At 67.1% G+C, this 25,976-nt stretch carries 24 protein-coding genes; 3 read left to right on the top strand and 21 right to left on the bottom strand.

Features of this window, described 5'->3' with window-relative positions:
• Window positions 1-11 precede the first annotated feature (11 nt).
• Genes QFZ83_RS30505 through QFZ83_RS30495 form a run of 3 tightly spaced genes read right to left on the bottom strand, consistent with a single transcriptional unit; the run spans window position 12 to window position 3,509 of the window.
• On the bottom strand, window positions 12-326 hold the full coding sequence (locus QFZ83_RS30505) for a polyhydroxyalkanoic acid system family protein (RefSeq protein ID WP_306881053.1): 315 nt from the start codon (window positions 324-326) through the stop codon (window positions 12-14).
• Complete coding sequence (locus QFZ83_RS30500) at window positions 319-1,443, bottom strand: aminopeptidase (protein ID WP_306881052.1); 1,125 nt, start codon at window positions 1,441-1,443, stop codon at window positions 319-321. Before QFZ83_RS30500 ends, QFZ83_RS30505 begins: the two co-directional genes overlap by 8 nt.
• Entirely contained in the window at window positions 1,440-3,509 is a 2,070-nt protein-coding gene (locus tag QFZ83_RS30495; RefSeq protein WP_306881051.1) for a molybdopterin-dependent oxidoreductase, read from the bottom strand. Before QFZ83_RS30495 ends, QFZ83_RS30500 begins: the two co-directional genes overlap by 4 nt.
• A gap of 60 nt (window positions 3,510-3,569) precedes the next feature.
• Here QFZ83_RS30495 and QFZ83_RS30490 point away from each other — a divergent pair, with 60 nt between their 5' ends.
• The gene (locus QFZ83_RS30490; protein WP_306881050.1) at window positions 3,570-4,697 is read left to right on the top strand and encodes an ABC transporter substrate-binding protein; all 1,128 of its coding nucleotides are present in this window, start codon (window positions 3,570-3,572) and stop codon (window positions 4,695-4,697) included.
• 61 nt (window positions 4,698-4,758) lie between these two features.
• On the opposite strand, the gene QFZ83_RS30485 is transcribed toward QFZ83_RS30490, so the two are convergent.
• The 7 genes from QFZ83_RS30485 to QFZ83_RS30455 form a co-directional block, all read right to left on the bottom strand.
• Window positions 4,759-5,061, bottom strand: a complete 303-nt coding sequence (locus tag QFZ83_RS30485; RefSeq protein ID WP_013538816.1) for a hypothetical protein — start codon at window positions 5,059-5,061, stop codon at window positions 4,759-4,761.
• Between the two features lie 18 nt (window positions 5,062-5,079).
• The gene (locus QFZ83_RS30480) at window positions 5,080-6,315 is read right to left on the bottom strand and encodes an ammonium transporter (RefSeq protein WP_307512112.1); all 1,236 of its coding nucleotides are present in this window, start codon (window positions 6,313-6,315) and stop codon (window positions 5,080-5,082) included.
• Between the two features lie 645 nt (window positions 6,316-6,960).
• Window positions 6,961-8,472: a tripartite tricarboxylate transporter permease gene (locus tag QFZ83_RS30475; RefSeq protein WP_176660688.1), complete on the bottom strand. Its 1,512-nt coding sequence runs from the start codon at window positions 8,470-8,472 to the stop codon at window positions 6,961-6,963.
• Window positions 8,473-8,484: 12 nt separating this feature from the next.
• Window positions 8,485-8,973: a tripartite tricarboxylate transporter TctB family protein gene (locus QFZ83_RS30470; RefSeq protein WP_013538813.1), complete on the bottom strand. Its 489-nt coding sequence runs from the start codon at window positions 8,971-8,973 to the stop codon at window positions 8,485-8,487.
• A gap of 205 nt (window positions 8,974-9,178) precedes the next feature.
• Window positions 9,179-9,604, bottom strand: a complete 426-nt coding sequence (locus QFZ83_RS30465) for an RNA-binding protein (RefSeq protein WP_307512110.1) — start codon at window positions 9,602-9,604, stop codon at window positions 9,179-9,181.
• Between the two features lie 183 nt (window positions 9,605-9,787).
• Window positions 9,788-10,024 (bottom strand): DUF3820 family protein, encoded by a 237-nt coding sequence (locus tag QFZ83_RS30460; protein WP_093053658.1) that lies wholly within the window; start codon window positions 10,022-10,024, stop codon window positions 9,788-9,790.
• 15 nt (window positions 10,025-10,039) lie between these two features.
• On the bottom strand, window positions 10,040-10,417 hold the full coding sequence (locus tag QFZ83_RS30455; protein WP_307512108.1) for a translation initiation factor Sui1: 378 nt from the start codon (window positions 10,415-10,417) through the stop codon (window positions 10,040-10,042).
• A 48-nt stretch (window positions 10,418-10,465) separates the two neighbouring features.
• On the opposite strand from QFZ83_RS30455, the gene QFZ83_RS30450 reads away from it, so the two are divergent.
• Window positions 10,466-11,731 (top strand): DEAD/DEAH box helicase, encoded by a 1,266-nt coding sequence (locus tag QFZ83_RS30450; protein WP_307512107.1) that lies wholly within the window; start codon window positions 10,466-10,468, stop codon window positions 11,729-11,731.
• A gap of 11 nt (window positions 11,732-11,742) precedes the next feature.
• Here the strand turns inward: QFZ83_RS30450 and QFZ83_RS30445 are convergent, their stop codons facing one another.
• The 11 genes from QFZ83_RS30445 to argE form a co-directional block, all read right to left on the bottom strand.
• Complete coding sequence (locus QFZ83_RS30445) at window positions 11,743-12,045, bottom strand: Dabb family protein (protein ID WP_307512104.1); 303 nt, start codon at window positions 12,043-12,045, stop codon at window positions 11,743-11,745.
• Window positions 12,046-12,059: 14 nt separating this feature from the next.
• Window positions 12,060-12,365 carry a YciI family protein gene (locus QFZ83_RS30440; protein ID WP_307512103.1) on the bottom strand — a complete coding sequence of 102 codons (306 nt, stop codon included), beginning with the start codon at window positions 12,363-12,365 and terminating at the stop codon, window positions 12,060-12,062.
• Between the two features lie 146 nt (window positions 12,366-12,511).
• Window positions 12,512-13,678: an acyl-CoA dehydrogenase family protein gene (locus QFZ83_RS30435; protein ID WP_307512101.1), complete on the bottom strand. Its 1,167-nt coding sequence runs from the start codon at window positions 13,676-13,678 to the stop codon at window positions 12,512-12,514.
• 17 nt (window positions 13,679-13,695) lie between these two features.
• Window positions 13,696-14,856, bottom strand: coding sequence for an acyl-CoA dehydrogenase family protein (locus QFZ83_RS30430; RefSeq protein ID WP_013538806.1), 1,161 nt, complete (start codon window positions 14,854-14,856; stop codon window positions 13,696-13,698).
• A gap of 27 nt (window positions 14,857-14,883) precedes the next feature.
• Window positions 14,884-15,795, bottom strand: a complete 912-nt coding sequence (locus tag QFZ83_RS30425) for an SDR family oxidoreductase (RefSeq protein ID WP_306881042.1) — start codon at window positions 15,793-15,795, stop codon at window positions 14,884-14,886.
• A 40-nt stretch (window positions 15,796-15,835) separates the two neighbouring features.
• Complete coding sequence (locus QFZ83_RS30420) at window positions 15,836-17,788, bottom strand: acetyl-CoA carboxylase biotin carboxylase subunit (protein ID WP_306881041.1); 1,953 nt, start codon at window positions 17,786-17,788, stop codon at window positions 15,836-15,838.
• The gene (locus QFZ83_RS30415) at window positions 17,785-19,395 is read right to left on the bottom strand and encodes an acyl-CoA carboxylase subunit beta (protein ID WP_306881040.1); all 1,611 of its coding nucleotides are present in this window, start codon (window positions 19,393-19,395) and stop codon (window positions 17,785-17,787) included. The genes QFZ83_RS30420 and QFZ83_RS30415 overlap by 4 nt, the downstream gene beginning before the upstream one ends.
• A gap of 74 nt (window positions 19,396-19,469) precedes the next feature.
• A complete protein-coding gene (locus tag QFZ83_RS30410) occupies window positions 19,470-20,246 on the bottom strand; it encodes an MHYT domain-containing protein (RefSeq protein ID WP_306881039.1) in 777 nt (258 codons plus the stop codon).
• A 134-nt stretch (window positions 20,247-20,380) separates the two neighbouring features.
• Window positions 20,381-22,090, bottom strand: a complete 1,710-nt coding sequence (locus tag QFZ83_RS30405; RefSeq protein ID WP_307512098.1) for a hypothetical protein — start codon at window positions 22,088-22,090, stop codon at window positions 20,381-20,383.
• A gap of 118 nt (window positions 22,091-22,208) precedes the next feature.
• Entirely contained in the window at window positions 22,209-23,471 is a 1,263-nt protein-coding gene (locus tag QFZ83_RS30400) for a DUF445 domain-containing protein (RefSeq protein ID WP_307512096.1), read from the bottom strand.
• The gene (gene argE / locus QFZ83_RS30395; protein ID WP_307512094.1) at window positions 23,464-24,630 is read right to left on the bottom strand and encodes an acetylornithine deacetylase; all 1,167 of its coding nucleotides are present in this window, start codon (window positions 24,628-24,630) and stop codon (window positions 23,464-23,466) included. Before argE ends, QFZ83_RS30400 begins: the two co-directional genes overlap by 8 nt.
• A gap of 100 nt (window positions 24,631-24,730) precedes the next feature.
• Here argE and QFZ83_RS30390 point away from each other — a divergent pair, with 100 nt between their 5' ends.
• Window positions 24,731-25,924 carry a glycerophosphodiester phosphodiesterase gene (locus tag QFZ83_RS30390; protein ID WP_307512092.1) on the top strand — a complete coding sequence of 398 codons (1,194 nt, stop codon included), beginning with the start codon at window positions 24,731-24,733 and terminating at the stop codon, window positions 25,922-25,924.
• Window positions 25,925-25,976: the final 52 nt, after the last annotated feature.

The following is a 25,976-nucleotide window of genomic DNA, read 5'->3' as shown; positions in this document are numbered from 1 at the left end:
CCAGTCCGGACTCAGGCGAAGCGCGTGCCACCGTTCGGCGAATCGAGCAGCGCGTCGAGGTTGCGCGAGATCTTCTGCTCGATCTGCTCGCTGAAACTGCTGAACAAAAAGCCCAGCGTCGCTTCGAGCTTGAAGGTGTCGGCCGTCACCTCGACCGTGCCGTCGATGCCGGGGCGACTGAACTGGGCGACATCGCAGGTCTTGCCTTCGGTGTAGGTGCACTCCAGGCCGTAGTCCTGCTCGACCTGCTGCACCCATTGGCGCGCGACTTCGCGGGCGCCGGCAATGCCCAGCGTGTGATTTCTCTCGATATGGATGTCAGGCACCGTGATCTCCGTTGTTGTTGTCTTCGCTGGAATGGGTCTGCAGGATGCCTGTGGCAGTCTGCAGGGCACTCCGGCGTTCTTCCGTGGTCGGCAGCGCGGCGATGCGCCGGACCTCAGTGTAGAAGCGTGGCCAGTCGCGGCCTTCGCGGTCGAACAGCGCCTCGAAGGCCGGCACCAGGTCGTCGTAGGCGCCCTGGGCGCCGAAGGCCGCATTGTTGGCACGCGCCACCCAGCCGTCGTAGGCGTTCTGGCGAGGACCCTGCCAGCCCTGCTTCAGTTCGGCATAGCGGGCGCGGAAGTCGGCCATCGCGGCCCTCTTCATCGCCTCGACGGCGGGCCAGTCCTTGGCCTTGGCTTCCGGTGACTCGTACACCTGCGTGAGCGCGCGGCGCGTGTTGAGTGCGAGCGCGCGGAATTCCTGGCGCTGGCCGTCGAACTGCGCGTACTCGCGGCGTGCCGCTTCACTGGCTTCGCGCTGCAGCCACATGCCGCCGCCGATGCGCTCGACCGCGGTGGCGTACGACTCGTTGAACACCGTGTCGCCCGGCACATACAGCACCTGGTGCGCGAGCTCGTGGAACACGAGGCGCGCGAGCTCGCCCTCGGGGTAGCCGATGAAGGTGGAGAGCAGCGGATCGCCGCCGGCCCAGTTCATCCAACCCAACGTCGAGTACGCGGGCACGGGGTACACGGCCACTTCAAGGTCGAGCGCGCGCTGCGCCTCGGCTTCGGCCTTGGCCGCGTCCTCGCTGTAGTAGCCGCGGTAGCCCACGCAGCCGGCCACCGGAAAGCACCAGTTCTTGAGCGTGAGCGAATACGGCGGCGCGGCCACCACGTTCCACACGGCAGCGGGGCGGTGCAGGTCGGCGTACGACTTGTAGCTCGGGTTGTCGGGCAGGCCCAGTTCGGCCGAGGCGAAGCGGCGGATGCGCTGGGTGAGTTCGAGCTTGGCCTTCAACGGCGCCGAGGTGGCCGGGTCCGCGAGCCATTCGGGCACCGGCTTGGCGGCCCGCATGATGTCGATGTGGCCGCTGGCGGACTGCCAGTAGTAGCCGAGGTCGGCGCAACCCGTGAGGAACACGGCGCTGGCCAGCGTCAATGCGGACAACCCCCTCACGCGCGCTCGACCTGCACCAGGCAATCGTAGAAGGTCGGGCCGCGGCCGATGTCGGTCAGGCGCTGGCTCGTGAGCTGGTTGACGTTGGTGCCGTCGCCGCCGAACTTGCGCCACCAGATGCCCATGCCGTGCACGACGCCTTGGCGCGCGCGGCGCGACACCTCGGCGCGGCAGCGGTGTTCGCCGCGCTGGTTGAACACGCGCACCATCGCGCCGTCCTCGATGCCGCGCGCGGCAGCGTCGGCCGCGTGGATCTCCAGCAGCGGCTCGACCTCGATGGCGCGCAGGCTCGTCACGTTGACGAAGGTGGAGTTGAGGAAATTGCGCGCGGGCGGCGAGATCATCGCGAGCGGGAATTCGGTCGAGCTGCCGGCCGGCTCCCAGTTGGGCACGTGGTCCGGAAGGCCGTCCATGCCCATGGCCTGCAAGCGCGCGCTGAAGAATTCGCAGCGGCCCGAGGGCGTGGGGAATTGGCCTTCGGCGAACGGCGCCTCGGGCAGCTTCACGGTGGTGAAGCCCTGGGTCAGCATCTGCGCGTAGTCGATCGCGTTCTCGGCGAACGCGGTGCGGCACAGCGCTTCGTCGTCGTCCGAGAAGCAGGGCTCGTCGAAGCCCATGCGGCGCGCCAGTTCACGGAACACCCAGGCGTTGCTGCGGGCCTCGCCGCGCGGCGCGACCGCGGGGCGGTTCAGCAGCACGTCGGTGTGGCCGTAGCTCGTGTGGATGTCCCAGTGCTCCAACTGCGTGGTGGCGGGCAGGAGGTAGTCGGCGTAGTCGGCGGTGTCGGTGCGGAACTGCTCCAGCACCACGGTGAAGAGATCGTCGCGCGCGAAACCCGCGACCACCTTGGCCGAATCGGGCGCCACCGCGACCGGGTTGCTGTTGTAGACCACGATGGCCTTCACCGGCCTCGCCGCGTCGAGCAGCGCATCGCCGATGGTGCTCATGTTGATGGTGCGCGGGCGGCGGTCTTCGAGCAGGTCGGGGCGCTGCAGCGCGGCGCGGTCGACCGGGAAATGGCCCGAGCTGCTCAGCAGCAACCCGCCCGCCCGGTCGCGCCAAGCGCCCACCAGCGCCGGCAGGCAGGCGACGGCACGAGCCGCGTTGCCGCCGCCGCGCACGCGCTGCATGCCGTAGTTCAGGCGAATGGCGGCGGGCTTGGTCGTGCCGTAGGCCTCGGCCAGCGTCACGATCTGCGCTTCGGGAATGCCGCAGACCTCTGCCGCGCGCGACGGCGGCCATTGCAGTGCGCGCTCGCGCAGTTGCTCCCAGCCCAGCGTGTGGTTGGCGATGTAGTCGTGGTCGAGCCAGTCGTGCACGATCAGCTCGTGCATCAGCGCCAGGGCCAGCGCGGCATCGGTGCCGGGCAGGAGCGCGATGTGCTCGTCGCACTTGTCGGCGGTTTCGGTCTTGCGCGGATCGATGCACACCAGCCGTGCGCCCGCGCGCTTGGCGGCCTGGGCGTGGCGCCAGAAATGCAGGTTGCTGGCGATGGAGTTGCTGCCCCAGATCAGGATCAGCTTCGCCTCGGCGAAGAACTCGATCCGCATGCCGACCTTGCCGCCCAGCGTGTGGACCATCGCCTCGCCGCCGGCCATCGAGCAGATCGTGCGGTCCAGCAGCGACGCGCCCAGCTTGTGGAAGAACCGCCGGTCCATCGATTCGCCCTGCACCAGGCCCATGGTGCCCGCATAAGAGTAGGGGAGAATTGTTTCCGGATCGGAACGCAATGACCGAAGATGCGCGGCGATGTCGTCCAGTGCGGTGTCCCACGAGACCGGTTCGAACTGGCCGCTGCCCTTGGGGCCGACGCGCTTCATGGGCTGCACCAGCCGCTCGGCATGGTCGTTGCGTTCGATGTAGCGCGACACCTTGGTGCACAGAACGCCGCCGGTGTGCGAGTGGGCGGCATTGCCCTGCAGCTTCACGGCCACGCCGTCCTTGACGGTGGTGACAAGCGCGCAGGTGTCGGGGCAATCGTGGGGGCAGGCGCCCAGCACGGTGATGGTCTCGGAGGTCGGGGCGGGGGAAGTCGTGGCTTCCAGGGAGTCCGTTGCGTGGGGCATCGGACAAGTCTAATTTGAGTGCGAGAAAAACGCGCAGCGGGCGCAGAGGGAGTTTTCACCATGGTGAATCGCAGGCATTTTTCCTTGGCCGTCGGCGCCGCCGCCACGCTGGGCAGCTTCCGGATCGCGCAGGCGCAGGCTGAAGCGCCCCTGGTGCTCGGCCAATCCGCGCCTTTCACCGGTCCGGCCGCGCAGTTGGGCATCCAGTTCCATCAGGGCGCGAAGGTGTTCCTGGACTCGTACAACGCCCAGTCCGGCCGCCGCAACGTGGTGATCAAGAACCTGGACGACGGCTACGAGCCCGACCGCTGCGCCGCCAACACGCAAAAGCTGATCGATGAAGACGTGTTCGCCCTCTTCGGCTACATCGGCACCCCGACCAGCCTGGCCGCGCTGCCGCTGGCGGTGAAGGACAAGGTGCCGTTCATCGCCCCGTTCACCGGCGCCATGTCGCTGCGCGAGCCCTTCCAGAAGAACGTGTTCCACCTGCGCGCCTCGTACAACGACGAGACCGCGCTGATGGTCAAGCAGCTCACCCATCTCGGGCTCAAGAAAATCGCGGTCTTCTATCAGAACGACGCCTACGGCAAGGCCGGGCTCGACGGGGTGACGCTGGCGCTGTCGCAGCTCGACCTGAAGCCGGTCGCGATGGCCACGGTGGAGCGCAATTCGGCCGACGTGGCGCAGGCCGTGAAATCCATCGTGGGCGCAAAACCCGATGCGGTGGTGCAGGTGGGCGCGTACAAGGCCTGCGCGGCGTTCATCCGCGAGGCGCGCAAGGCGAGCTATGGCGGCACCTTCATCAATCTGTCGTTCGTCGGCACGCAGGCGCTGGCGGACGAGCTCGGCAAGGAAGCCGCCGGCGTGATGGTGACGCAGGTGGTGCCCTCCCCCTACAACCCGGCCAACGCGATCACGCGCGAATTCGCCGAGGCGGTGCGCAAGGCGGGCGGCGGGGCCAGCGCGAACTTCTCGAGCATGGAGGGCTACCTCGCCGCGAAGGTGCTGACCGAGGGGCTGCGCAAGGCTTCGGGCAAGGTGACGCGAGACAGCCTCGTCGCGGGGCTGGAGAGCATCGACCGGCAGCAGTTCGGCGGGTTCGAGGTGTCGTTCTCGGCGAAGAACCACGTGGGGTCGAAGTTCGTCGAGTTGTCGATGCTGACTGGCGACGGGCGGGTTCGAACCTAGTTCTTGGCGCTCTTGTTCAAGGGGCGCATGCACCTGCCCCGAACGCCAGCCGACTCAAGCGTCACCGCAGCCCGCCCACATAGCGGGGCGGCGGCGTAGGCGGCGTCCCATCGGGCTGCCGCGCCGCCAGCCGCGCGGCGCGAGCCAGCGGCTCCATCGCCAGCTCGAGCCGCGTCGCGAGCTGGTCGAGTTCCTCGTCCTTCGTCTCCGCCGCGTGCGCACGCGTCATGCGCACGATCTCGGCGGCGTACTCGGCATTGGTGGCCATCCATTCGGTGTCGGTCACGCGCCCGTGCTTTCGCCGCAGTGCCACGTGAAGACGGGCTGCAAGCGCGATGCGTTCGCTTTCGGACATGGATGGCATGGTGTCTCCCTCGGGTGGTCAGGCTCCCAGGTGTTCACGGTGCTGAGCAAGATCGAGGCCCAGCTGTTCGCTCTCGGGATCGACGCGCAGTCCGACCAGCACGTGCACCAGGAACAGCACGATCGCCGTTCCCGCCGCGCTGTAGATCACCACGCTGCCGATGGCGATGGCCTGCGTCAGCACGTTGCCGGCCGCGCCCGAGATGCGTGCGTCGGCGAACACGCCCGTGAGCAGCGCCCCCACGATGCCGCCGATGCCGTGCACGCCGAAGACGTCGAGCGAATCGTCCGCGCCGAGCATGTGCTTCAGGCCCGTGGCGCCCCAATAGCAGGCCAGGCCCGCGATGGCGCCGATGGCCAGCGCCGAGAGCGGCGTGACGAAACCCGCCGCTGGCGTGATCGCCACCAGCCCGGCCACGAGGCCCGAGCAGAGCCCCAGCAGCGAAGGGCTGCGCCGCACGATCCACTCGCCGATCATCCAGCTCATCGCACCGGCCGCCGCCGCGATGTGCGTGACCAGCATCGCGAGACCCGCGCGCCCGTCCGCTGCCACCGCCGAGCCGGCATTGAAGCCGAACCAGCCCACCCACAGGAGGCCGGCGCCCATCATCGTCATCGCCAGGCTGTAGGGCTCGAAGGCCTCGCGGCCGTAGCCCTTGCGCGGGCCGAGCGCATAGGCGCACACCAGCCCCGCGATGCCCGCGTTGACGTGCACCACCGAGCCACCCGCGAAATCGAGCGCGCCCATCTGCGCGAGCCAGCCGCCCGGCTCCCACACCCAGTGCGCGACGGGCGCATAGACCAGCACGCTCCACAGCAGCGCGAACCACAGCACCGCCGAGAAGCGCATGCGCTCGACGAAGGCGCCCAGCACCAGCGCGGTGGTGATGATCGCGAAGGTGAGCTGGAACATCGCGTAGACCGACTCGGGCACGTTGGGCGCGACGTGGCTCACCGCGATCTGCCCGGCTTCCTTCAGGTACTCGAAGCCCGAGAACCAGAAGCGCCCGGTGCCGCCGAGCCACGGCCAGCCCGGCGTGAAGGCCAGCGAGTAGCCGAGCGTGAACCAGGTGAGCGACACCGCCGCGGCGATCGCCACGACGGCCGCCATGGTGGCCAGCACGTTCTTGCGCCGCACCATGCCGGCGTAGAAGAGCGCGATGCCGGGCAGCGTCATCAGCAGCACCAGCGCGGTCGACGTCATCATCCAGGCGGTGTCGGCCGCGTTGATGGAGGCTTGCGGGACCAGGGCCATGGCGTTGCGCTTCTTCGAGTTGTCAGGTCTGGCGCTACGTGCATGAGTCGTGCCACATCGTTAACTCCCGGAAACACTTTGGTTTGCGAATTGGCCGTCCGCAGTAAGGCAAAGCGGGTAATTCCCAATGCACTGGTGCGGTGCAGCACATAAAGTCTGCGCACTCGCGAACGGGCCCTGCTCGTACTGCCGAGGGTCCGAGGAGACAACTTCCCCTTCAAAAAGAAAAATCCTTCAAGGCATCCATACGAGATGCCAGCTCGAACTTGAAAGGCGCCGCTGGTCGGCGCCTTTTTTATGTCCGCGCGGAGGGCATTGGCGGGTCTTTTTCTCCCCGTCAAATCTCTGGATTGAGCTCGTGCATCGGAGTTTTATAGCTATCTTTTCAGTAGCAATCTGAAAGAAGCGATCTCGTCCTTGAAATTCCTCCGGCGGGGGGCGCCTCGGTGCCTGTGGAACTTGCCGATTCGAGAGGGATTGATCCGGTATCGGCGCTGTTCACGGCCTTCCTGGCGCACCACAGGCACCGCCGCCGGGCACCAACTAGAGCGCGTCGATATGGGGCACAGCCGCCGCCTCGACGTCCCAGAAATGAAAAAAGCCCCTGCGCTTTCGTGCAGGGGCTTGCTCAGGAGCGGCGGGAGCCTATTCCTCGACAAAAGCCTCTTCGCGCTTCGCCTTGATCGACGGCAGCAGCACGATGCACAGCAGCGCCGCAGCAGCCACCAGCAGCCCGGCGGACAGCGGCCGCGTGACGAACACGCTCCACGCGCCGCGCGACAGCAACAGCGCGCGCCGCAGGTTCTCTTCCATCATCGGCCCGAGGATGAAGCCCAGCAGCAGCGGGGCCGGCTCGGTCTTGAGCTTCAGGAACAGGTAGCCGATGAAACCGAAGATCGCGACCATCCACACGTCGAAGGTGTTGTTGTTGGTCGAGTACACGCCGATGGCGCAGAACAGCACGATGGCCGGGAACAGGAACTTGTAGGGCACCGTCAGCAGCTTGATCCACATGCCGATCAGCGGCAGGTTCAGCACGATCAGCATCGCGTTGCCGATCCACATCGAGGCGATCAGGCCCCAGAAGAGTTCGGGGTTGCTGGTCATCACCTGCGGGCCGGGCTGGATGTTGTGGATCGTCATCGCGCCCACCATCAGCGCCATCACGGCGTTGGGTGGAATGCCCAGCGTCAGCAGCGGGATGAAGGAGGTCTGCGCGCCGGCGTTGTTGGCCGATTCGGGCGATGCCACGCCGCGGATGTTGCCCTTGCCGAAGGGCACCTCGCCGGGGCGCATCTTGATCTTCTTCTCCAGCGCATAGGCCGCGAAGGCCGCCAGCAGCGCACCGCCGCCGGGCAGGATGCCCAGCGCCGAACCGAGGGCCGTGCCGCGCAGCACCGCGGGCGTCATGCGCTTGAAGTCGTCCTTGGTGGGCCACAGGCCCTTGACCTTGTGCGTGAACACCTCGCGCTCGTCATCGGGCTGCGAGAGGTTGCCGATGATTTCGCCGTAGCCGAACACGCCCATGGCGATCACCACGAAGCCGATGCCGTCAGTGAGCTCGGGAATGTCGAAGCTGAAGCGGGCGACGCCCGAATTGACGTCGGTGCCCACGATGCCGAGCAGGAGACCCAACACGATCATCGCCACCGCCTTGAGCAGCGAGCCCGAGGCCAGCACCACGGCGCCGATCAGGCCCAGCGTCATCAGCGAGAAGTACTCGGCCGGGCCGAACTTGAAGGCCAGTTCGGTCAGCGGCGGAGCGAAGGCAGCCAGGATCAGCGTGCCGACGCAGCCTGCGAAGAACGAGCCCAGGCCCGCAGCCGCGAGCGCGGGGCCTGCGCGGCCCTGCCTTGCCATCTGGTAGCCGTCGATGCAGGTGACCACCGAGGACGACTCGCCCGGCAAGTTCACCAGGATGGCGGTGGTCGAGCCGCCGTATTGCGCGCCGTAGTAGATGCCGGCCAGCATGATCAGCGCCGACACGGGCGGCAGCGCGTAGGTGGCGGGCAGCAGCATCGCGATGGTCGCGACGGGGCCGATGCCCGGCAGCACGCCGATCAGCGTGCCCAGGATGCAGCCCAATAGGCAATACAGCAGGTTCGTGAAGGTGAAGGCAACGCCGAAACCGATGGAAAGGTTGTGGATCAGGTCCATGGTGTGCGCTCCTCAGCCCGAAATGAAAGTGGGCCAGACCTGGATCTGGAGCTTGAGCGCCCAGATGAAGGCCACATAGCTGCCGGCCGCCAGGATGGTGGAGAGCACCAGCACGTCGCGCAGCTTGAATTGCGTGCCCGCCATGCTCGAGATGATCGTGAGCGCGTAGATGGCGATGATCATTCCCATCGCCGGCAGACCGATGCTCGGCAGGCCGCCCAGGAGGATGCCGAACGCGAGGTTGGCGCCGAGCACGAAGGCCAGCGGCTTCCAGGCCCATTTGCCGATCTTGTCGCCATCGGTGGTCTCCACCACCATCGCCTGGAACATGATGACCACCCCGAGGATGGCCAGGAGGATGCCCAGCATGAGCGGGAAATAGCCGGGGCCCATGCGGGCGCCGTTGCCGACGGTGTAGGTGGTGGCGCCTATCGCGAAAGCGCCCCCCACGGTAGTGAACATGACTCCTGAAAAGAAGTCCGCCTGACTCTTGATCTTCATTGCCTCGACCCTCTGTTTTGGAGCAGTGAGGGTCGTCGTCCGCGGCTGACCGTTGGCTGACCTTGCCTGTACGGACAAATGCTTACCGCAAGGCAAGGGTTGTCCCCGGTGCCCCTGGAAAGGGACGGTCCGGAAACGAAAAAAGCTCCCGAAGGAGCTTTTTTTCATTCAGAGAGCCGAGGCTCTCGTGAGTGTGGGTGAGGGCTTAGTAGCCGCCGCGACCACCGCCGCCGCCGCCGTAACCGCCGCCGCCACCGCCGCTACGGCCACCGCCGCCGCCGCCGTAACCGCCGCCGCCGCCACCACCGTAGCCGCCGCCGCCGCCGCCACCACCAGCGCCGCCGCCGTAGCCGCCACCACCGCCGGTGCGGGGAGGACGAGCTTCCATCGGACGGGCTTCGTTCACCGTCAGGGCACGGCCCTGGAGCGAATGGCCGTTCATGGCTTCGATGGCTGCGAGTGCTTCAGCATCCGAACCCATTTCGACAAAGCCGAAGCCCTTCGAACGGCCGGTGTCACGTTCCATCATGACCTTGGCGCTGACGATTGCGCCGAACTCGCCGAAAGCTTGTTCCAGGTCGTTGTCACGCACAGAGTAGGCGAGGTTGCCTACGTAGAGTTTCTTGCCCATGGAGGGACTCCTAATTCAAACCAACAAAACAAAAGCGATGGAGTCCCAGAATCACAACAAACAAGTGCGCTGTGGCGCGAAACTGACCGATCACCAAATTACGTGCACGGGAGACAAGGTCTCACAGACACGTGGGAGGAATTATCCACGCCACTTTGCGAAAAAACGTGGATAAATCGTGTGTTATTGAGAAACATCCCGGCGCGACGGGCGGTTTCGCAACGGTTTGAGCAGGTCTGACAGGCCGTTGTGGTCTATTTCATGCATCAAATGGAGCAGTCGGCCGATTTCTCCCGAGGGAAAACCCTCGCGTGCGAACCAGGTCAGGTAATTTCCGGGCAAATCGGCGATCAGCGTGCCCTTGTGCTTGCCAAAAGGCATTTCGAGGGTCACAAGGCGCTGCAGGTCTTCGGGTTTCATGGGGTTGGTTCTCCCTCAGCCTCCGGCGCGCTTGACGGTGTGGCCCTGTTTCACGAGCGCCGCGATCACCAGTTCGCGGTGATCGCCCTGGATCTCGATGACGCCGTCCTTCACCGTGCCGCCCGAGCCGCAGGCCGTTTTCAGCTGCTTGCCCACCGCCGCGAGCGCCGCGGCGTCCAGTGCGAGGCCCTTCACCACGGTCACACCCTTGCCTTTGCGGCCCTTGGTCTCGTGCGATACACGCACAATGCCGTCGGTGGCCGGCGCGCGCGCCTTCTCGAGTTCCTTGCAGCGGCATTGCGCCATCGGCGCACGGCAATCGGGGCACACGCGGCCGCCCGCCTCGGTGGAATACACCAGGGTGCTGGCCTGATTGCTTTTCGTCGTCGCCATTCGATCCATCTCTCTTTTATCTCTGGGTTCTTCTCTCTGTCTGCTCACATGCCATTCGACTCACTGGGCCTGGCCCCCGCGCTCGTGCAGGCTGCCGCCGAAAGCGGTTATGCCGCGCCGACCGCCATCCAGGCCGCGGCCATCCCCGCAATTTTGCAGGGCCGCGACGTGCGGGGCTCGGCGCAGACCGGCTCCGGCAAGACCGCCGCATTTTCCCTGCCGCTGCTGCAGCGCCTGGCCGCCGAGCCCGCACAGTCGCCGCGCCGCGTGCGTGCGCTGGTGCTCGTGCCCACGCGCGAACTCGCGGCCCAGGTCGGCGAAACCATGCGCAGCCTCGCGCAGCACCTGCCCGAACGCCTGAAGATCGCCATCGCCTTCGGCGGCGTCTCGATCAACCCGCAGATGATGAGCCTGCGCGGCGGCGCCGACATCGTCGTCGCCACGCCCGGCCGGCTGCTCGACCTGGTCGAGCACAACGCGCTCAAGCTGGGCGCGGTGTCGATGCTGGTGCTCGACGAGGCCGACCGCCTCTTCGATCTCGGCTTTGCCGAAGAGCTCGGCCGCATCCTCGCGCTGCTGCCGGCGCAACGGCAGAACCTGCTCTTCTCCGCCACCTTCCCGCCCGCCATCCAGTCACTGGCCGACGGCATGCTGCGCGACCCCGCGGTCATCGACGTGCAGGGCGAGCCGGGCACCGAGCCGAACATCGTGCAGCGCGTGATCGAGGTCGATGCGAACCGCCGCACGCAGCTCCTGCGCCATCTCTTGAAAGAGAACGAGTGGGAGCGTGTGCTGGTGTTCGTCGCCACGCAGCATTCGGCGCAGATCGTTGCCGAGAAGCTCTACAAGAACGGCGTCTACGCAGTGCCCTTTCACGGCGACATCGCGCAGGGCACGCGCACCGGCATCCTCGCGCAGTTCAAGGAGAGCCGGTGGGACGTGGTGATCGCTACCGACCTTGCGGCGCGCGGCATCGACATCGCGCAGCTGCCCGTGGTCATCAACTACGACCTGCCGCGCTCGCCCACCGACTACATCCACCGCATCGGCCGCACCGGCCGCGCGGGCGAAAGCGGCCTCGCGATCAGCTTCGTGAGCGCATCGACCGAAGCGCATTTCCGCCTGATCGAGAAGCGCCAGGGCCTGAGCCTGCCGCGCGAGCGCATCGAAGGCTTCGAGCCGACCGAGGTGGCCGTGCCGCCCGTCGATGCGTCGGGCACCGGCGGCATCAAGGGCAAGCGGCCGAGCAAGAAGGACAAGCTGCGTGCGGCCGCGCAGGCCGCGCAGCAGGGCGAATCCGAAAAGAACGACTGACCGGCGCCCGGTCAATCCGCCGCGTAGTCCACCTGGTACCGCGCGATCCGCAGATCGCCCAGCTCCTCGCGCACCCGCAGATGCGCGGGGTGCGTCGCATAGGCATCGAGCGATGCCTGGCTGTCGAATTCGCTGTAGAGCACCACGTCGCAGGCGTAGGCGATGCGGCTCGAATCGACGCCCACCTCGAGGTACAGCAGCCCAGGGATCTGCCCGCGCAGCGATTCGAACTTGCGCTTGAGCAACTGCGAGGCCTCTGCCTTCTCTTCGGGCGATTCGCCGCGCAGGTCCCACATCACGATGTGCTTGAACATGGCGCGGGGCTCGTTCATTCGGCGGGCGGAAATCCGACCTTCTGCGGCCAGAGATTCGTGAACGGCAGCACCGAGCTCGACGCATAGAGGCCCGCACGCGTGAAGGGCTCGTCGGCCTGCCATTTTTCTGCGTCCTCGCGATTTGCGAAGTCGATGGCCAGCAGGCTGCCGATCATGGCTTTGCCGTCGTCCGACAGCAGCGGCCCGGCGAAGGCCATGCGGTCGGCCACCTGGGCCAGGTAAGCCTTGTGATCGGGGCGGATCGCGTTGCGAAGCGCGGCGGAATCGGGCTTGTCGAGGAGATGGAAAACAAAGATCAAGGCGGCTCCGGCTTCATGCGGTGGCGGGGCGCTGCAACGCGACCCCGATGTGCGGCCGATGGTAAGCAGGCACCGCGCGAAAGGCCATGCCTCGCGCGCCTCGCCGATGAAGAACAGTTTTCCGTTTAAGGAAACGGGGGCCGGCGTTAAAGCCAGCCGAGCTGCCGCGCCGCCAGCTCCTTCATGATTTCCTCGGCACCGCCGCCGATCATCATCACCTTGACCTCGCGGTAGATGCGCTCGCTCACCGTGCCGCGCATGAAGCCCATGCCGCCGAGGATCTGCACCGCCTGGTCGGCGCAGAACTGCATGGTCTGCGTCGCGTGGTTCTTGAGCATGCAGACCTGCGCGACCCACTCGGGCGCGTTGAAGCGGCCGGCGGCTTCGTGCGCATCGCCTTCCGCCGACACCGCCTCCAGCCACGCTTCGGTGGAGGCGATGCGCATCTGCATGTCCACCAGCTTGTGGCGCACCGCCTGGTGTTCGATGAGCGCGGCACCGAAGGTCTTGCGCTCGCGCGACCAGGCCAGCGCCTCGTCGAGGCAGGCTTGCGCAAACCCGAGCGATGCCGCCGCGATGCCGATTCGCTCGCCGTTGAAGTTGCTCATGATGATGCGGAAGCCCGAGCCTTCGTCGCCGAGCAGGTAGCGGGCCGGCACGCGCACGTTGTCGAAATGCAGCGTGGCGGTGTCGGAGCACAGCCAGCCCATCTTCGCGAGGCGCGTGCGCGAAAGGCCGGGCGCATCGCCGGGCACCAGCAGCATCGAGATGCCGCCCGCGCCGCGCCCTTCGCCGGTGCGCACCGCCACGGTGATCCAGTCGGCGCGCATGCCCGAGGTGATGAAAGTCTTCTCGCCGTTCAGTACGTAGTGATCGCTGTCTCGCTTCGCCGTCGTGCGCAGCGCCGCAACATCGGAGCCGCCGCCGGGTTCGGTGATCGCAAGCGCCGCGATCTTCTCGCCGCGCAGCACGGCGGGCACGACCTCGTGGCGCACGGCGTCGCTTGCATGCAGCACCACGGGCGGCAGGCCGATGTTGTGTGAGAACAGGCTTGCGAGCACGCCACCGCTCTTGCCGTGGCGCGCGAGGGCGATCCATGCAGGGAGCTTGAGCGAATACGAGGCCGGCGTGCCGCCGAGCGCTTCGGGATAGCCGAGACCGAGCAGCCCGAGTTCCGCGGCGCGCGTGTAGAGCGCGCGCGGAAATTCGCCCGCGTCATCCCAGGCTTCGACGTTCGGCGCGATCTCGATTTTGGCAAAGCGCCGCACCGTGTCGGCGAGCGCCGCGCGGTCGGCTTGCAGTTCGGCGTCCATGCGCGTTTCAGCCGCTGTCAGCCGCGCGGTGGCCGCTTGGCGATGCCCATCGTCTTCGCGAGGATGCCGAGCATCACTTCGTCCGCACCACCGCCGATCGAGCCGAGGCGGCCGTCGCGGTACAGGCGCGACACGCGGTTCTCCAGCGTGAAACCCATGCCGCCCCAGAACTGCAGGCAGGTGTCCGACACCTGCCGCGTGAGCCGCCCCGTCTTGAGCTTGGCCATCGAGGCGAGTTCGAGCACGTCCTCGCCCTGCACATGCAGATCGCAGGCGCGGTAGGTGAGCGCGCGCAGTGCCTCCACTTCCGTCTTCAGTTCGGCCAGCTTGAACTGCACCCACTGCTGGTCGGCCAGCGTGCCGCCGAACATGTGGCGCTGCTGTGCCCATTCGATGGTCTGCGCGATGCAGTCTTCCATCGGTTCGAGCGAACTGGCGGCGGCCCAGAGGCGTTCTTCCTGGAACTGCTGCATCTGGTAGACGAAGCCCTGGCCCTCCTCGCCGATTCGGTAGCGCTGCGGCACGCGCACGTTGTCGAAGTAGATGAGGCCGGTGTCGCTCGAGTTCATGCCGATCTTGCGGATCTTCTTGGCCTTCTCGATGCCGGGGCTGTCCATCGGCACCATCACGAGCGACTTGTTGCGGTGTACCGGGCCGTCGCTGGTGTTGACGAGCATGCACATCCAGTCGGCCTGCAGGCTGTTGGTGATCCACATCTTCTGGCCGCTGATGAGGTAGTCGTCGCCGTCCTTGCGTGCGTGGCTCTTCAAACCCGCGACGTCGCTGCCTGCGCCGGGCTCGCTCACGCCGATGCAGCCAACCGTGTCGCCCGCGATGGCGGGTGCGAGGAATTCGCGGCGCAATTCGTCGCTGCCGAAGCGTGCGAGCGCGGGTGTGCACATGTCGGTCTGCACGCCGATGGCCATCGGCACGCCGCCGCAGCTCACGTGGCCGAGCGCCTCGGCCATCGCCATCGCGTACGAGTAGTCGAGGCCGGCGCCGCCGAAGGCTTCGGGCTTGTTCAGGCCCAGCATGCCGAGGTTGCCGAGCTTCTTGAATACCTCGTGCGCGGGGAAGATCTCGGCCGCTTCCCATTCGTCGACGTGCGGGTTGATCTCGTCATCGATGAAGCGGCGCAGCGTCTTCTGGATCTCGAGATGTTCGTGGGTGTACTGCATGTCGCTTGTCTCCGATCAGTCAATCAATCAGTCGTTCGTTTCTTTGGCCTGGAACACGCGCGGCGTCTCTGCGAGATGAAAGCCGTCGAACGGCCGCACCGCCGGGCGCTGCCGCGCCGCTGCATCCGGCAACGCCATCGGCCAGCCCATGCGCACCTGCGGCCGCGCGCCGTCCACGCGCAGCACGCTGCCGCTGATGAAGCTCGCCGCGGGGCTCAAGAGGAAGGCGATGGCGGCGGAGGTCTCGGCTTCGTTGCCGAAGCGGCCCGCGGGCACGGTCTTGCGCATCGCGCGCAGCATGTCACCGGCCTCGGGCGGGTAGTGGTCCATGCCGCTCGATGCGATGTAGCCCGGCGCCACCGCGTTCACGCGCACGCCGTTCGCGGCCCATTCGAGCGCGGCCGTTTCGGTGAAGCTCACCATGCCCGCGCGCGCGGCACCGCTGTGGCCCATGTTGGGCATCGAGCCCCACATGTCGGCCACGATGTTGACGATGGCGCCGCCGTTGGCCTGCATGCTCTGCACGAAGCATTCGCGCGCCACGAGGAAGCCGCCCGTGAGGTTGGTGTGGATCACCGCCTCCCAGCCCTTGGCGGAGATGGCGGCGAGCGGCGTGATGTATTGGCCGCCGGCGTTGTTGATGAGGCCGTCGATGCGGCCGTGTGCCGCGACGACCTCGGCAATCGCCGCACGCACGGCTTCTTCCTGGCGGATGTCGAAGGCCTGGGTGCTGGCCTTGCCGCCGGCGGTAGCGATTTCTTTCTGTACCTGCTGCAGCTTCTCGGCGTTGCGGCCGACAAGCACGACCTGCGCGCCGAGCGATGCGAACTCGTGCGCCGTGCAGCGGCCGATGCCCGAGCCGCCGCCGGTGACGACGATCACCTGGCCGTCAAACAGGCCGGGCGAGAACACGGAGCGGTAGCGGGAAGAGGCGTTCATTCGAATGGCTTTCAGGAAATCGGGAAGACGGTGCGCCGCGTCATGCGTCGGAAATCTCCGCCACCACATGACGCGCTGCCACCTGCGCGCCGACCGCGACATGCAGCGCGGCGACGCGGCCGGCACGCGGCGCGCAGTGCACGTGCTCCATCTTCATCGCTTCGAGCGTGACGAGGGGCTGGCCGGCAGCGACCGTGTCGCCCTCGGCGGCGAGCAGGGCGATGACGCGGCCGTTCATCGAGGCGCGCAGCAGGCCATCGCCGCCAGCAGCACCGGCGCGAGGCACCGCCACATGCGTGAGGTTCTCGAGTTCGAAGGCCTGGCCGCTGAAATGAATCCAAAGGTGCGTGGCGGACTTGCGCACCGACATGGCCTGCTCGGAAACACCGCCGCATGAGAAGCGCACGACGCCGTCACCGGGCAGCGCAAGCAGTTCGATGCGCTCGGGTCCGGTTGCATCGAGTGCGACATCGAAACGGCCTGCGCCCTGCGGCGTCACACGCGCTGCATGCACCTCGCCGTTGAGCGAGAAGCGCAGTGCGTTGGGCAGCGTGTGCGCAAGCGGTGAAGGCCAGCCGCGTTCGCCGAGCTGAAGCAGCAGTGCGGCGAGCAACGCGGCACGGCCTTCCGTTGCGGGGTCAGGCGCGAGCAGCGCATCGGCATGCTCGGCGATGAACGCCGTTGTCGCCGCGCCCCCGGCAAACACGGGGTGCGACAGCGCGCGCTGCAGAAACTCTTGGTTGGTCGCGATGCCGAGCGCCACAGTGTCCTGCAGGCCTGCGATGAGACGCCGCCTCGCTTCGTCGCGGGTGCGGCCGTGCGATACCAGCTTGGCGATCATCGAGTCGTAGAACGCCGGCACTTCGGCGCCATCGCGCAACGCATGTTCGATGCGAAGAGCCGGCGACGGCCTCCATGCAGCGAGCGTGCCGCTCTGCGGCATGAAGCCCTGCTGCGGGTCCTCGGCGCACAGGCGCACCTCGATCGCGTGGCCGTTCATCCGCACATCATCTTGCGTGAGCGGCAATGGCTCTCCGGCGGCGACGCGCAGTTGCAGTTCGACGAGGTCGAGCCCCGTCACCGCCTCGGTCACCGGATGCTCCACCTGCAGCCGCGTGTTCATTTCCATGAACCAATACTGACCGTCGGCGTCGAGCAAAAACTCGAGCGTGCCAGCGCCTTCGTACGCGATGGCTTTTGCCGCGGCAACGGCGGTCGCGCCCATGCGTTCGCGCAATTCGGCGGACACCGCAGGCGACGGCGATTCCTCGATCACCTTCTGATGCCGCCGCTGCACCGAGCAGTCGCGCTCGCCGAGGTGGATGGCATTGCCGTGGCGGTCGGCGAACACCTGGATCTCGATGTGGCGCGGCGCGACGATCGCGCGCTCCAGGATCACGGTCGCATCGCCGAAAGCGTTGAACGCTTCGGACTGCGCGCTCTGCAGCAGGTCGGCAAATGCGGCAGCTGTTGGCACGAGCCGCATGCCGCGACCGCCGCCGCCGGCGGTCGCCTTGATCATCACGGGCCAGCCGATGCGAGCGGCTTCGGCTGCGAGCGTGGATTGGCTCTGGTCTTCGCCCTGGTAGCCGGGAATGCACGGCACGCCGGCCGCCTGCATCAGTCGCTTCGCGCCGGCCTTGTCGCCCATCGCGCGGATGGCTTCGGGCGTCGGGCCGATGAAGACGAGGCCGGCATCGCGGCAGGCCTGTGCGAACCCGGCGTTCTCGGCGAGGAAGCCGTAGCCGGGATGCACGGCCTCTGCGCCGCTCGCACGCGCGGCTTCGATGATCGCGGCGATGTTGAGGTAGCTCTGCGCGGGCAGCGATTCGCCGATCCACACGGACTGGTCGGCTTGCCGCACATGTTCCGCATCGGCGTCGGCGCTCGAATACACGGCGACGGTGCGACAGCTCATGGCGCGTGCGGTGCGCATCACACGCACGGCGATTTCGCCGCGGTTCGCGATGAGGATCTTGTTGAATCCCTTCATGGCCGTGCCACCGAGAACTGCATCGCCTGCGGCACGCGCGCATCGGCATCGCGGCACACCGAGAGCACCTCGGCCAGCACCGCGCGCGTGTCGCGCGGATCGATCACGCCGTCGTCCAGCAGCATCGCGCTGGTGGTGAACACGCTCATCTGCCGGTCGAAGCGCTCGACGATCTGCTGCTGCATCGCATCGATCTTCGCAGTGTCGACCGCACCCTTGCGCGCCATGCCGGCCTCCATGACGATGGCCATGGTCTTCGCAGCCTGCTCGCCGCCCATCACCGCGGTGCGCGCATTCGGCCACGAGAAACAGAAGCGCGGCGCGAAGCCGCGACCGCACATGCCGTAGTTGCCCGCGCCGTACGAGGCGCCGCAGTACAGCGTGATCTGCGGCACCGAGGCGTTGGTCACGGCTTGGATCATCTTGGCGCCGTGCTTGATGATGCCGGCCTCCTCGTGCGCGCGGCCCACCATGTAGCCGGTGATGTTCTGCAGGTAGACGATGGGCGTGCGCGACTGGCAGCAGGCCTGGATGAAGTGCGTCGCCTTGGTCGCGCCGGCGGAATCGATCGGGCCGTTGTTGGTGACGATGCCCACCGCATGGCCTTCGAGCCGGATGTGGCCGCAGACGGTGGCGGTGCCGTAGTGCTCGCTGAATTCGAGGAACTCGGAGCCGTCGGCGATGCGCGCGATGACCTCGCGCATGTCCACCGGCCGGCGTCCGTCGCTCGGCATGATGCCCAGCAAGTCTTCGGCGTCGTAGCGCGGCGGCGTGAAGGCGCGCGGTGCTTCGTCGCGGGTCCAGTCGATGCCGCCGAGGATCGAGCGTGCGATGCGGATGGCGTCGCGGTCGTCTTCGGCAAGGTAGTCGCCCAGGCCCGAAATGTGGGTGTGCATCACGGCACCGCCGAGTTCTTCTTCGGTGGCGATTTCGCCGGTGGCGGCTTTCAGCAGCGGCGGTCCGGCGAGGAAGGCCCGGGTGCGGTCGCGCACCATCACGATGTAGTCCGACAAACCCGTCTGGTAGGCGCCGCCCGCGGTCGAGGAGCCATGCGTCACCGTCACCACGGGCAGCCCCGCCGCCGAGAGCCGCGCGAGGTTGCGAAAGATGCTGCCGCCACGCACGAAGTCCTGCACGCGGTACTGCATGAGATTGGCGCCGGCGCTTTCGACCAGCTGCACGTAGGGGAGCTTGTTCTCGAGCGCGATCTCCTGCACGCGCAGTTGCTTGTCCAGGCCCATCGGCTGCAGCGCGCCGGCGTCGATGCCCGAATCGGAGGCGCTCACCATGCAGCGCACGCCCGCGACCTGGCCGATGCCGGAGATCAACCCGCCGCCGGGCACGCTCTTCGAAAGATCGGGGTTGTCATGGCCGAGGCCTGCGAGCGAGGCCAGCGGAAGAAAGGGCGCGCCGGTGTCCAGCAGCAGCGCGATGCGTTCGCGCGGCAGTAGCTGGCCGCGCTTGGCAAAGCGCTCGGCCGAGGCGCCCGAGGCAGACGCGGCGCGGGCCTCGTGCGCACGCACCTGGTCCAGCAGCGCGAGCATGCCGGTGCGGTTGGCCTGGAAGGTGTCGCTGGCCGATGACAGCCGGGATTCGATGACGGGCATGGGGGTCTGTGCAGGTCGCTGGTTTTCGCTCTGCACAGACTGTAGGGACCGGGCCTTCCGCCCGCTTGCGCCAACTAGCTGGTGCGGGGGCGGGCGCGCCGCGGCGTCGGGGCGTCGAGGCTGTTGCCGGTGGCCACCCAGTAGATGAAGATCAGCACCGCACCGGCCGTGCCGAACACCGACAGGCCCATGTAGCTGCCGCCGATGGCGAGCGCATCGGTCGGCGCCGCGGCCGTGCAGATCATGCTGGCGGCGGTCATGCCCACGTAGTGCATCGTGCAGACCGCCACACCCATCACCGCAGCGGCACCGATCTGGTGGCTCAACTTGCGCAGGTTGAAGGCCAGCCACAAGGCGGCCGCGGCGGCGGTGATGGCGATCACCACCGACAGCGCGACGGTGCCCATGTCGAGCTCCATCGTGGCGCGCATGTTCATCGCGAACATGCCCATGTAATGCATCACGCAGACGCCGACGCCTGCCAGCAGGCTGCCGGCTGCCCAGCCGGGTTTGCTGAACTTGCGCCGGCCACCGGCCAGGTAGAGGGCGATGCCGGAGATCAGGATGGCCGCCACGAGCGACACGATCGTCAGCGGCATGTTGTACGAAATGGCCACCGGCAACCGGTAGGCCAGCATGCCGATGAAGTGCATCGACCAGATGCCGATGCCCCCGAGCGCCACCGCGGCGCAGGCCACGAGGGCGAGGTTGGGTTTGCCGTCCGCGTTGACCATGCGGCCCGCGCAGATCAGCGCCACCAGCGATCCCGCGAACGAGATGAGGAATGAAAGCGCCACCAGCCCCAATGAGTACTCGGGCGACAGCAACTGGCCTACGACGAGGGGAGTCATGCGTTTTTCCTTTCAGAGCCAAACGCCTGCAAAACCCCGGAAAAACGGAGGTGACCGGGGCACCAGAGCGGCGTCCCGGCCAGTTTGTAATATTTGTTTTTAAAAGTAAATCGAAAAATGTACTTATCGTTACCCTACCTTACGGCGCGGATTCGATATATCGCATTGTTGCGATCAGCGCTCACGTAAACGGTGCCGTCGGCACCGACCGCAACGCCGGTGACCACATAGGGCGGCGGGAGGGCGGGCCCGGGAGCGAGGCCGATCGGCAGGTTCTCGGCGATGGTCCGGCGGGTGCCGTTGGCCGGGTCGATTTCCACCAGCCGCCCCGCCGCGCTCTCGGCCACGATGAAGGTGCCCCACGGCGTCTCTGCCACGCCCTCGGGCAGCGCGAGCCCGTCGACGATGGTGCGCAGCGGCGCGCTGGCATCCAGCGGAATGCGCAGCAGCTTGCCGGCGGCCTCGGTGACGTAGAGCGCGCCGTCCTGGCCCAGGACCATCTGCACCGGGCCATTCAAGCCGCTAGCAAGCACTGACTTGTCTGCAAACTTCGGCCCGCGGGCGCGCGTGATGCTGCCGGTCGCGATTTCGGCGTAGATCACGCTGCCGTCGGGCATGGGGATCGCGTCGAACGGCGCCTTCAGGCCGTGGATGGTTGCGACGGTCCTGAGCGTCTGGCGATCGACCAGCTGGACCGTGCCGGTGAACCACGAGGTCAGCGCGAAGCGCGTGGGCGAGAGGCCGACCGCGAAGGGATAGTCGAGCTCCGGTTCGCGCTGCATGCGGAACACGTCGCGCACTTCGCCGGTGCGCACGTCCACCTGACGGAAGCCGAAGACGTCGGCCACCCAGAGGTCGTTGCCGTCGATCTTCAGCCCCGCGGGCACCGCCACCTTGCCGCTGGTGAGGGTGCGCAGCTCGCCCGTGGCGGGATTGAAGGCCTGCACCTCGTTGTTGGCCATGTTCGACACGTAGATCGTGCCGTCCGGCGCGATGACGAGGTTGTCGAGCGAGGGCCGAAGCTGCTTGGCGACGGTCTTGTTGCCGGTGGCGAGCTCGACCCGCACCAGCTCGCCGCTGCGCGCATCGACCAGCCACAGGTTGCCCTTGCCGTCGAGGTTGGCCGCGGCCGGGATCTTGAAGCCATCGGCAATCACGGTCATGTTGCCGTTCGCCGGATCGATCTTCACGACCTGGCCCTTGAACCACAGCGGCCCGTAGAGCAGGCCGTCGGGCCCGACCTCGAAGCCGTTGAAGCCGCCCATGTCCTTCTTGATGAGCCGCGGCGGCTTCTGGCCGGCGCGGTCGATTTCCCAGAGCGCATCGCCCAGGAACACCTGCGAGGCGTAGAGCTTGCCGTTCTTGCGGTCGAAGTCGAGCGAGTTGAGGCCGGGCAGGTCCTTGGCGAGCACGCGCATCGGCGCGGCGTCGCTCTCGCGGTAGCGCAGCATGCCCATGAGGTAGTTGGTCCACGCCAGCTCGCCCTGCGGGCCGACCGCGATGTCGTCGGCCTGGCCTTCGGGCGCGTCGATCAGCACCTTGGCCGCGCCGGTGGTGCGGTCGACTTCCCACAGCGTGTTGCCGAGCACCGAGCCCGCGAGCAGCCGGCCCTTGGCATCGATGGCCAGGCCGTGCACGCCCGAAAACGACGACGGCGGCACCAGCGCCTCGGGCGCGGCCCACGAGGCGGGCCGGCAGGCCGCCGTTGGCGACGGCGAGGGCGGCGTCGATGCCGGAATCGCAGGCGTGGGCGAGGGCAAAAGCGGTGCAACGGTGCTGCAGGCGCCCAGCAGGGCGAGCACGGCGACCAGCGCAGCAGCGCTGCGGAACGAGCCACGAGGCATGTCTTCTCCTTCTTGTGAATGCGCGCGCAGTCTAGAAGGAGCCCAGGGCCGTGGCGCGATCTCTTCCGCGACATGCGGACTTTCGTCCGCTGCGGATTACCCGCGGGTCATGGACCGCTCAGCCGCGCAGCAACTGCGTGACGGTGTGGATCGCAAGCCCCACGAGCCCGCCCACCAGCGTGCCGTTGATGCGGATGAACTGCAGGTCGCGCCCGATGTGGCGCTCGAGCTCCACCGTCATCTCCTCGGCGTTCCACTCGCCGACCCGCTCCTCGATGTAGCGGCGGATGTCCTCCCGATAGCGCTCGATGGCCAGCGGCGCGGCGGCCTCGATCTGCTCGTTGATCCAGTGGCGGATGGCCTCGTCGGCCTGCAGCCGCGTGCCCAGCGCGCCGGCCATCGACGCGATGCGCTGGCGGATCGTCGAGTCGCCGCGGCGCAGGTCGCGGTCCAGCCACGCGAGCAGCTCGCCCCAAAGCCCGTGCAGGTAGTCGCCGAGCGCGGGATGCGCCATCAGCTCGGCACGGATCTGCTCGCCGCGCTGCTGGAACTCGGGGTCGAGCTTCAGGCGCACCACGAAGTCGTCAACGAAGTGATCGAAGCGCTTGCGCATCGGGTGGGCGGGCTCGGCAGCCAGTTCGCCGATGGTGTGCGCGACGGCGGCCACGATCTTGCGCGTGGCGAGCTTGGCCGCGACCTGGTCGAGGCCGACGTAGCGCAGCGTCTTGATCTCGCGCGCGATGGCTTCGGTGATGTGCGCCTGCACCTCCTCGCCTTCGAGCAGCCCCGCCACCTGCTGCAGCACGTCGTCGAGCAGCGCCTGGTGGCGGCCGCCCGCGGTGAGCGCATCGAGCGCCTGGCCGGTGAGGCGCGAGAGGTCGATCTTTTCCAGGCCCGCCGCGGCAGCGCGGCCCATGAAATCGCGCACCCGGTCGTCGTCGAACGCCGTGAGCCCGTAGCGCGTGGCGGCCACGCCCCATTCGCCCAGCTTCTCGCCGCTTGCGGGCCGCGCGAGCCAATCGGCGATGCGGCCGGCGGTGTCGAACTCGCGCAGCTTGGCGAGCACCTGCGCGGTGCTCAGGAAGTTGTTGCAGATGAAGCCCGCGAGCTTCGCGCCGATGCGGTCCTTGTTGCTCGGGATGATCGCGGTGTGCGGGATCGGCAGACCCAGCGGGTGGCGGAACAGCGCCACCACGGCGAACCAGTCGGCAATCGCGCCGACCATCGCGGCCTCGGCGAACGCGGCCACGTAGCCCCAGGCCGGATGCTGCGCGTGCAGCGCGCTGGCCAACGCGTAAAGCAGCGCCGCCGCGCACAAGAGGCCGAGCGCGACGCGCTTCATGCGCCGCAGCGCGGCGCTGCTTGGGTCTTCTTCAGCCAATGGTGTGCGAAGTGGCGAGGCGCTCCATGAACAGCTCGCAGCGCGCGAGCTGTTCGAGGCTCACGAATTCGTCGGGCTGGTGCGCCTGCTCGATGCTGCCCGGGCCGCACACCACCGTGGGGATGCCCGCGTTCTTGAACAGGCCCGCTTCGGTGCCGAAGGCCACCAAGGTGGTGCGGTCCTCGCCCGCCAGGCGCTGCGCGAGCAGCGTGACCGGGTCGCTCGCCGCACCGAGGAAGCTCGGTATCTCGCAGATCGTTTCGAACTTGAAGCCCGCATCGGGCGCCACCTTCTTCATCGCGGGCTCGATGCTCGCGGCATAGGCCAGCACATCGGACTGCATGCGCTTGGCATCGGCCGTGGGCAGGTCGCGGAATTCATAGCGGAACTCGGCATCGCGCGGCACCACGTTGTCGGCAATGCCGCCATGGAACTGGCCCACGCTCGCGGTGCTGAAGGGCACATCAAAGCCTTCGTAGCGCGGCTCGCTGCGCTCGAAGTCTTCCGCCATGTCGCGCACCTTGCCGATCACGCGCGCAGCCATCTCGATGGCGTTGACCGACTTGGGCGTGAGCGACGAATGCGCCTCCTTGCCGCGCACGCAGCACTTGTAGCGGTACACGCCTTTGTGCGCGATGGCCGGCACCATGCTGGTGGGTTCGCCCACGATGCAGGCGAGCGGCTTGATGCCCGCATCGCGCATGTCGGCGATCAGTTCCTTCACACCGAAGCAGCCGATTTCTTCCTCGTAGCTGAAGGCGAAGTGCACCGCGAAGGGCGAGTCGCTTTCAAGAAAACGCTTCGCATTGGAGAGCGCGATGGCGATGAAGCTCTTCATGTCCGCCGAACCGCGGCCGTAGAGGCGCTCGTGCTGCACCACGGCCGAGAGCGGATCGACGCTCCAGTCCTGGCCGTCCCAGGGCACCGTATCGGTGTGCCCCGAAATGATCACACCCGCCGGCTTACCCTCGCCCAGCGTGGCAAAGAGGTTCGCCTTGGTGCGCTCGGCGTTGTAGGTGATGCGGCTCTTCACGCCGAGGGCGGCGAGGTGGCTCTGCGCGAGGTCGATCAGCTGCAGGTTGCTGTTCTCGCTGACGGTGTTCATTCGCACCAGCGACTGGGCCAGCGCGAGGCTTTGGGGGGAAAGCGTGTGGGGCATGCAACAGATTGTCCAAGAAGTCGATGCCCCGCGTCTGCGGTTGTCCCGGCTGTCATCGGGAGCGGGTACCCTGCGCCTCTTTTGGATGGAGAAAAAAACCATGCGCACCCTTCAGATCGCACTGACCGCCACCGCCGCCCTGTGCGTTGCGGCCTGCAGCGGCACCGGCCCCTCGGGCCCCGCCAAGCTGCTGACGCTCGACGGCAATCCGCCGCTGGTCATCGCCCACCGCGGCGCCTCGGGCTACCTGCCGGAACAGACGCTGGAGGCCTACACGAAGGCCATCGAACTGGGTGCCGACGTGATCGAGATGGACCTGGTCTCCACCAAGGACGGCGTGCTCATCGCCCGCCACGATCCCAACCTGGCCATCAGCACCGACGTGGCCAAGCACGCCCGCTTCGCCTCGCGCAAGAAGACCATCAAGGTCGACGGCGAAACCCAGACCGGCTGGTTCAGCAACGACTTCACGCTGGCCGAGATCAAGACGCTGGGCGGCATCTCGACCGACGCCGAGCGCCCGCAGGAATTCAACGGCAAGTTCAAGATCGTGACCTTCCAGGAGATCATCGATTTCGCCAAGGCCAAGTCGAAGGAAACCGGCCGCACCATCGCGATCTATCCCGAGACCAAGAACCCGACCTACTTCCGAGACCTCGGCATGCCGATGGAAGACAAGGTCGTCGCCGCCATCAACGCGGCCGGCTGGAACAGCAAGACCGCGCCGATCTACGTGCAGTCGTTCGAGCCGGGCAGCCTCAAATACATGAAGAGCAAGGGCCTGAACACCAAGCTCATCCAGTTGATCGACGGCGACGGCATCGACATGAAGACCGGCGCCATGACCTATGCGATTCCGGTCGACCGCCCCTATGAATGGACCAAGGCCGGCGACACGCGCAACTTCGACGTCATGGTCACGCCCGCGGGCCTGGCAGAGATCAAGACCTATGCCGACGGCATCGGCCCGTGGAAGCGCTACATCGTGACCATCAAGGGCAGCATCGGCCCGGACGGCAAGCCGCTGGACGTGAACAAGGACGGCAAGGTCAACGACGCCGACGCCACCTCGGTCTCGCCCACCACGCTGATCGCCGACGCCCACAAGGCGGGTCTCTTCGTGCACCCCTTCACCTTCCGCAACGAGTCGCGCCGCCTGGCTGGGGACTACAACAAGGACGGCAAGAACGAGTACGCGATTTATTACAAGCTCGGCGTGGACGGCGTTTTCACCGACTTCACCGACACCGCGCTGGCTGCGCGGGCCGACTATCTGAAGAGCATGGGGCGCTGATCGGGTTCTTGAACGCAGCCTGAGGGTTTGCCCGGCACGGTCTTTGCGGAGC

Source organism: Variovorax sp. W1I1, assembly GCF_030815625.1.
Lineage (GTDB): Bacteria > Pseudomonadota > Gammaproteobacteria > Burkholderiales > Burkholderiaceae_C > Variovorax > Variovorax paradoxus_C.
This window is presented reverse-complemented; position numbering and strand designations above follow the sequence as displayed.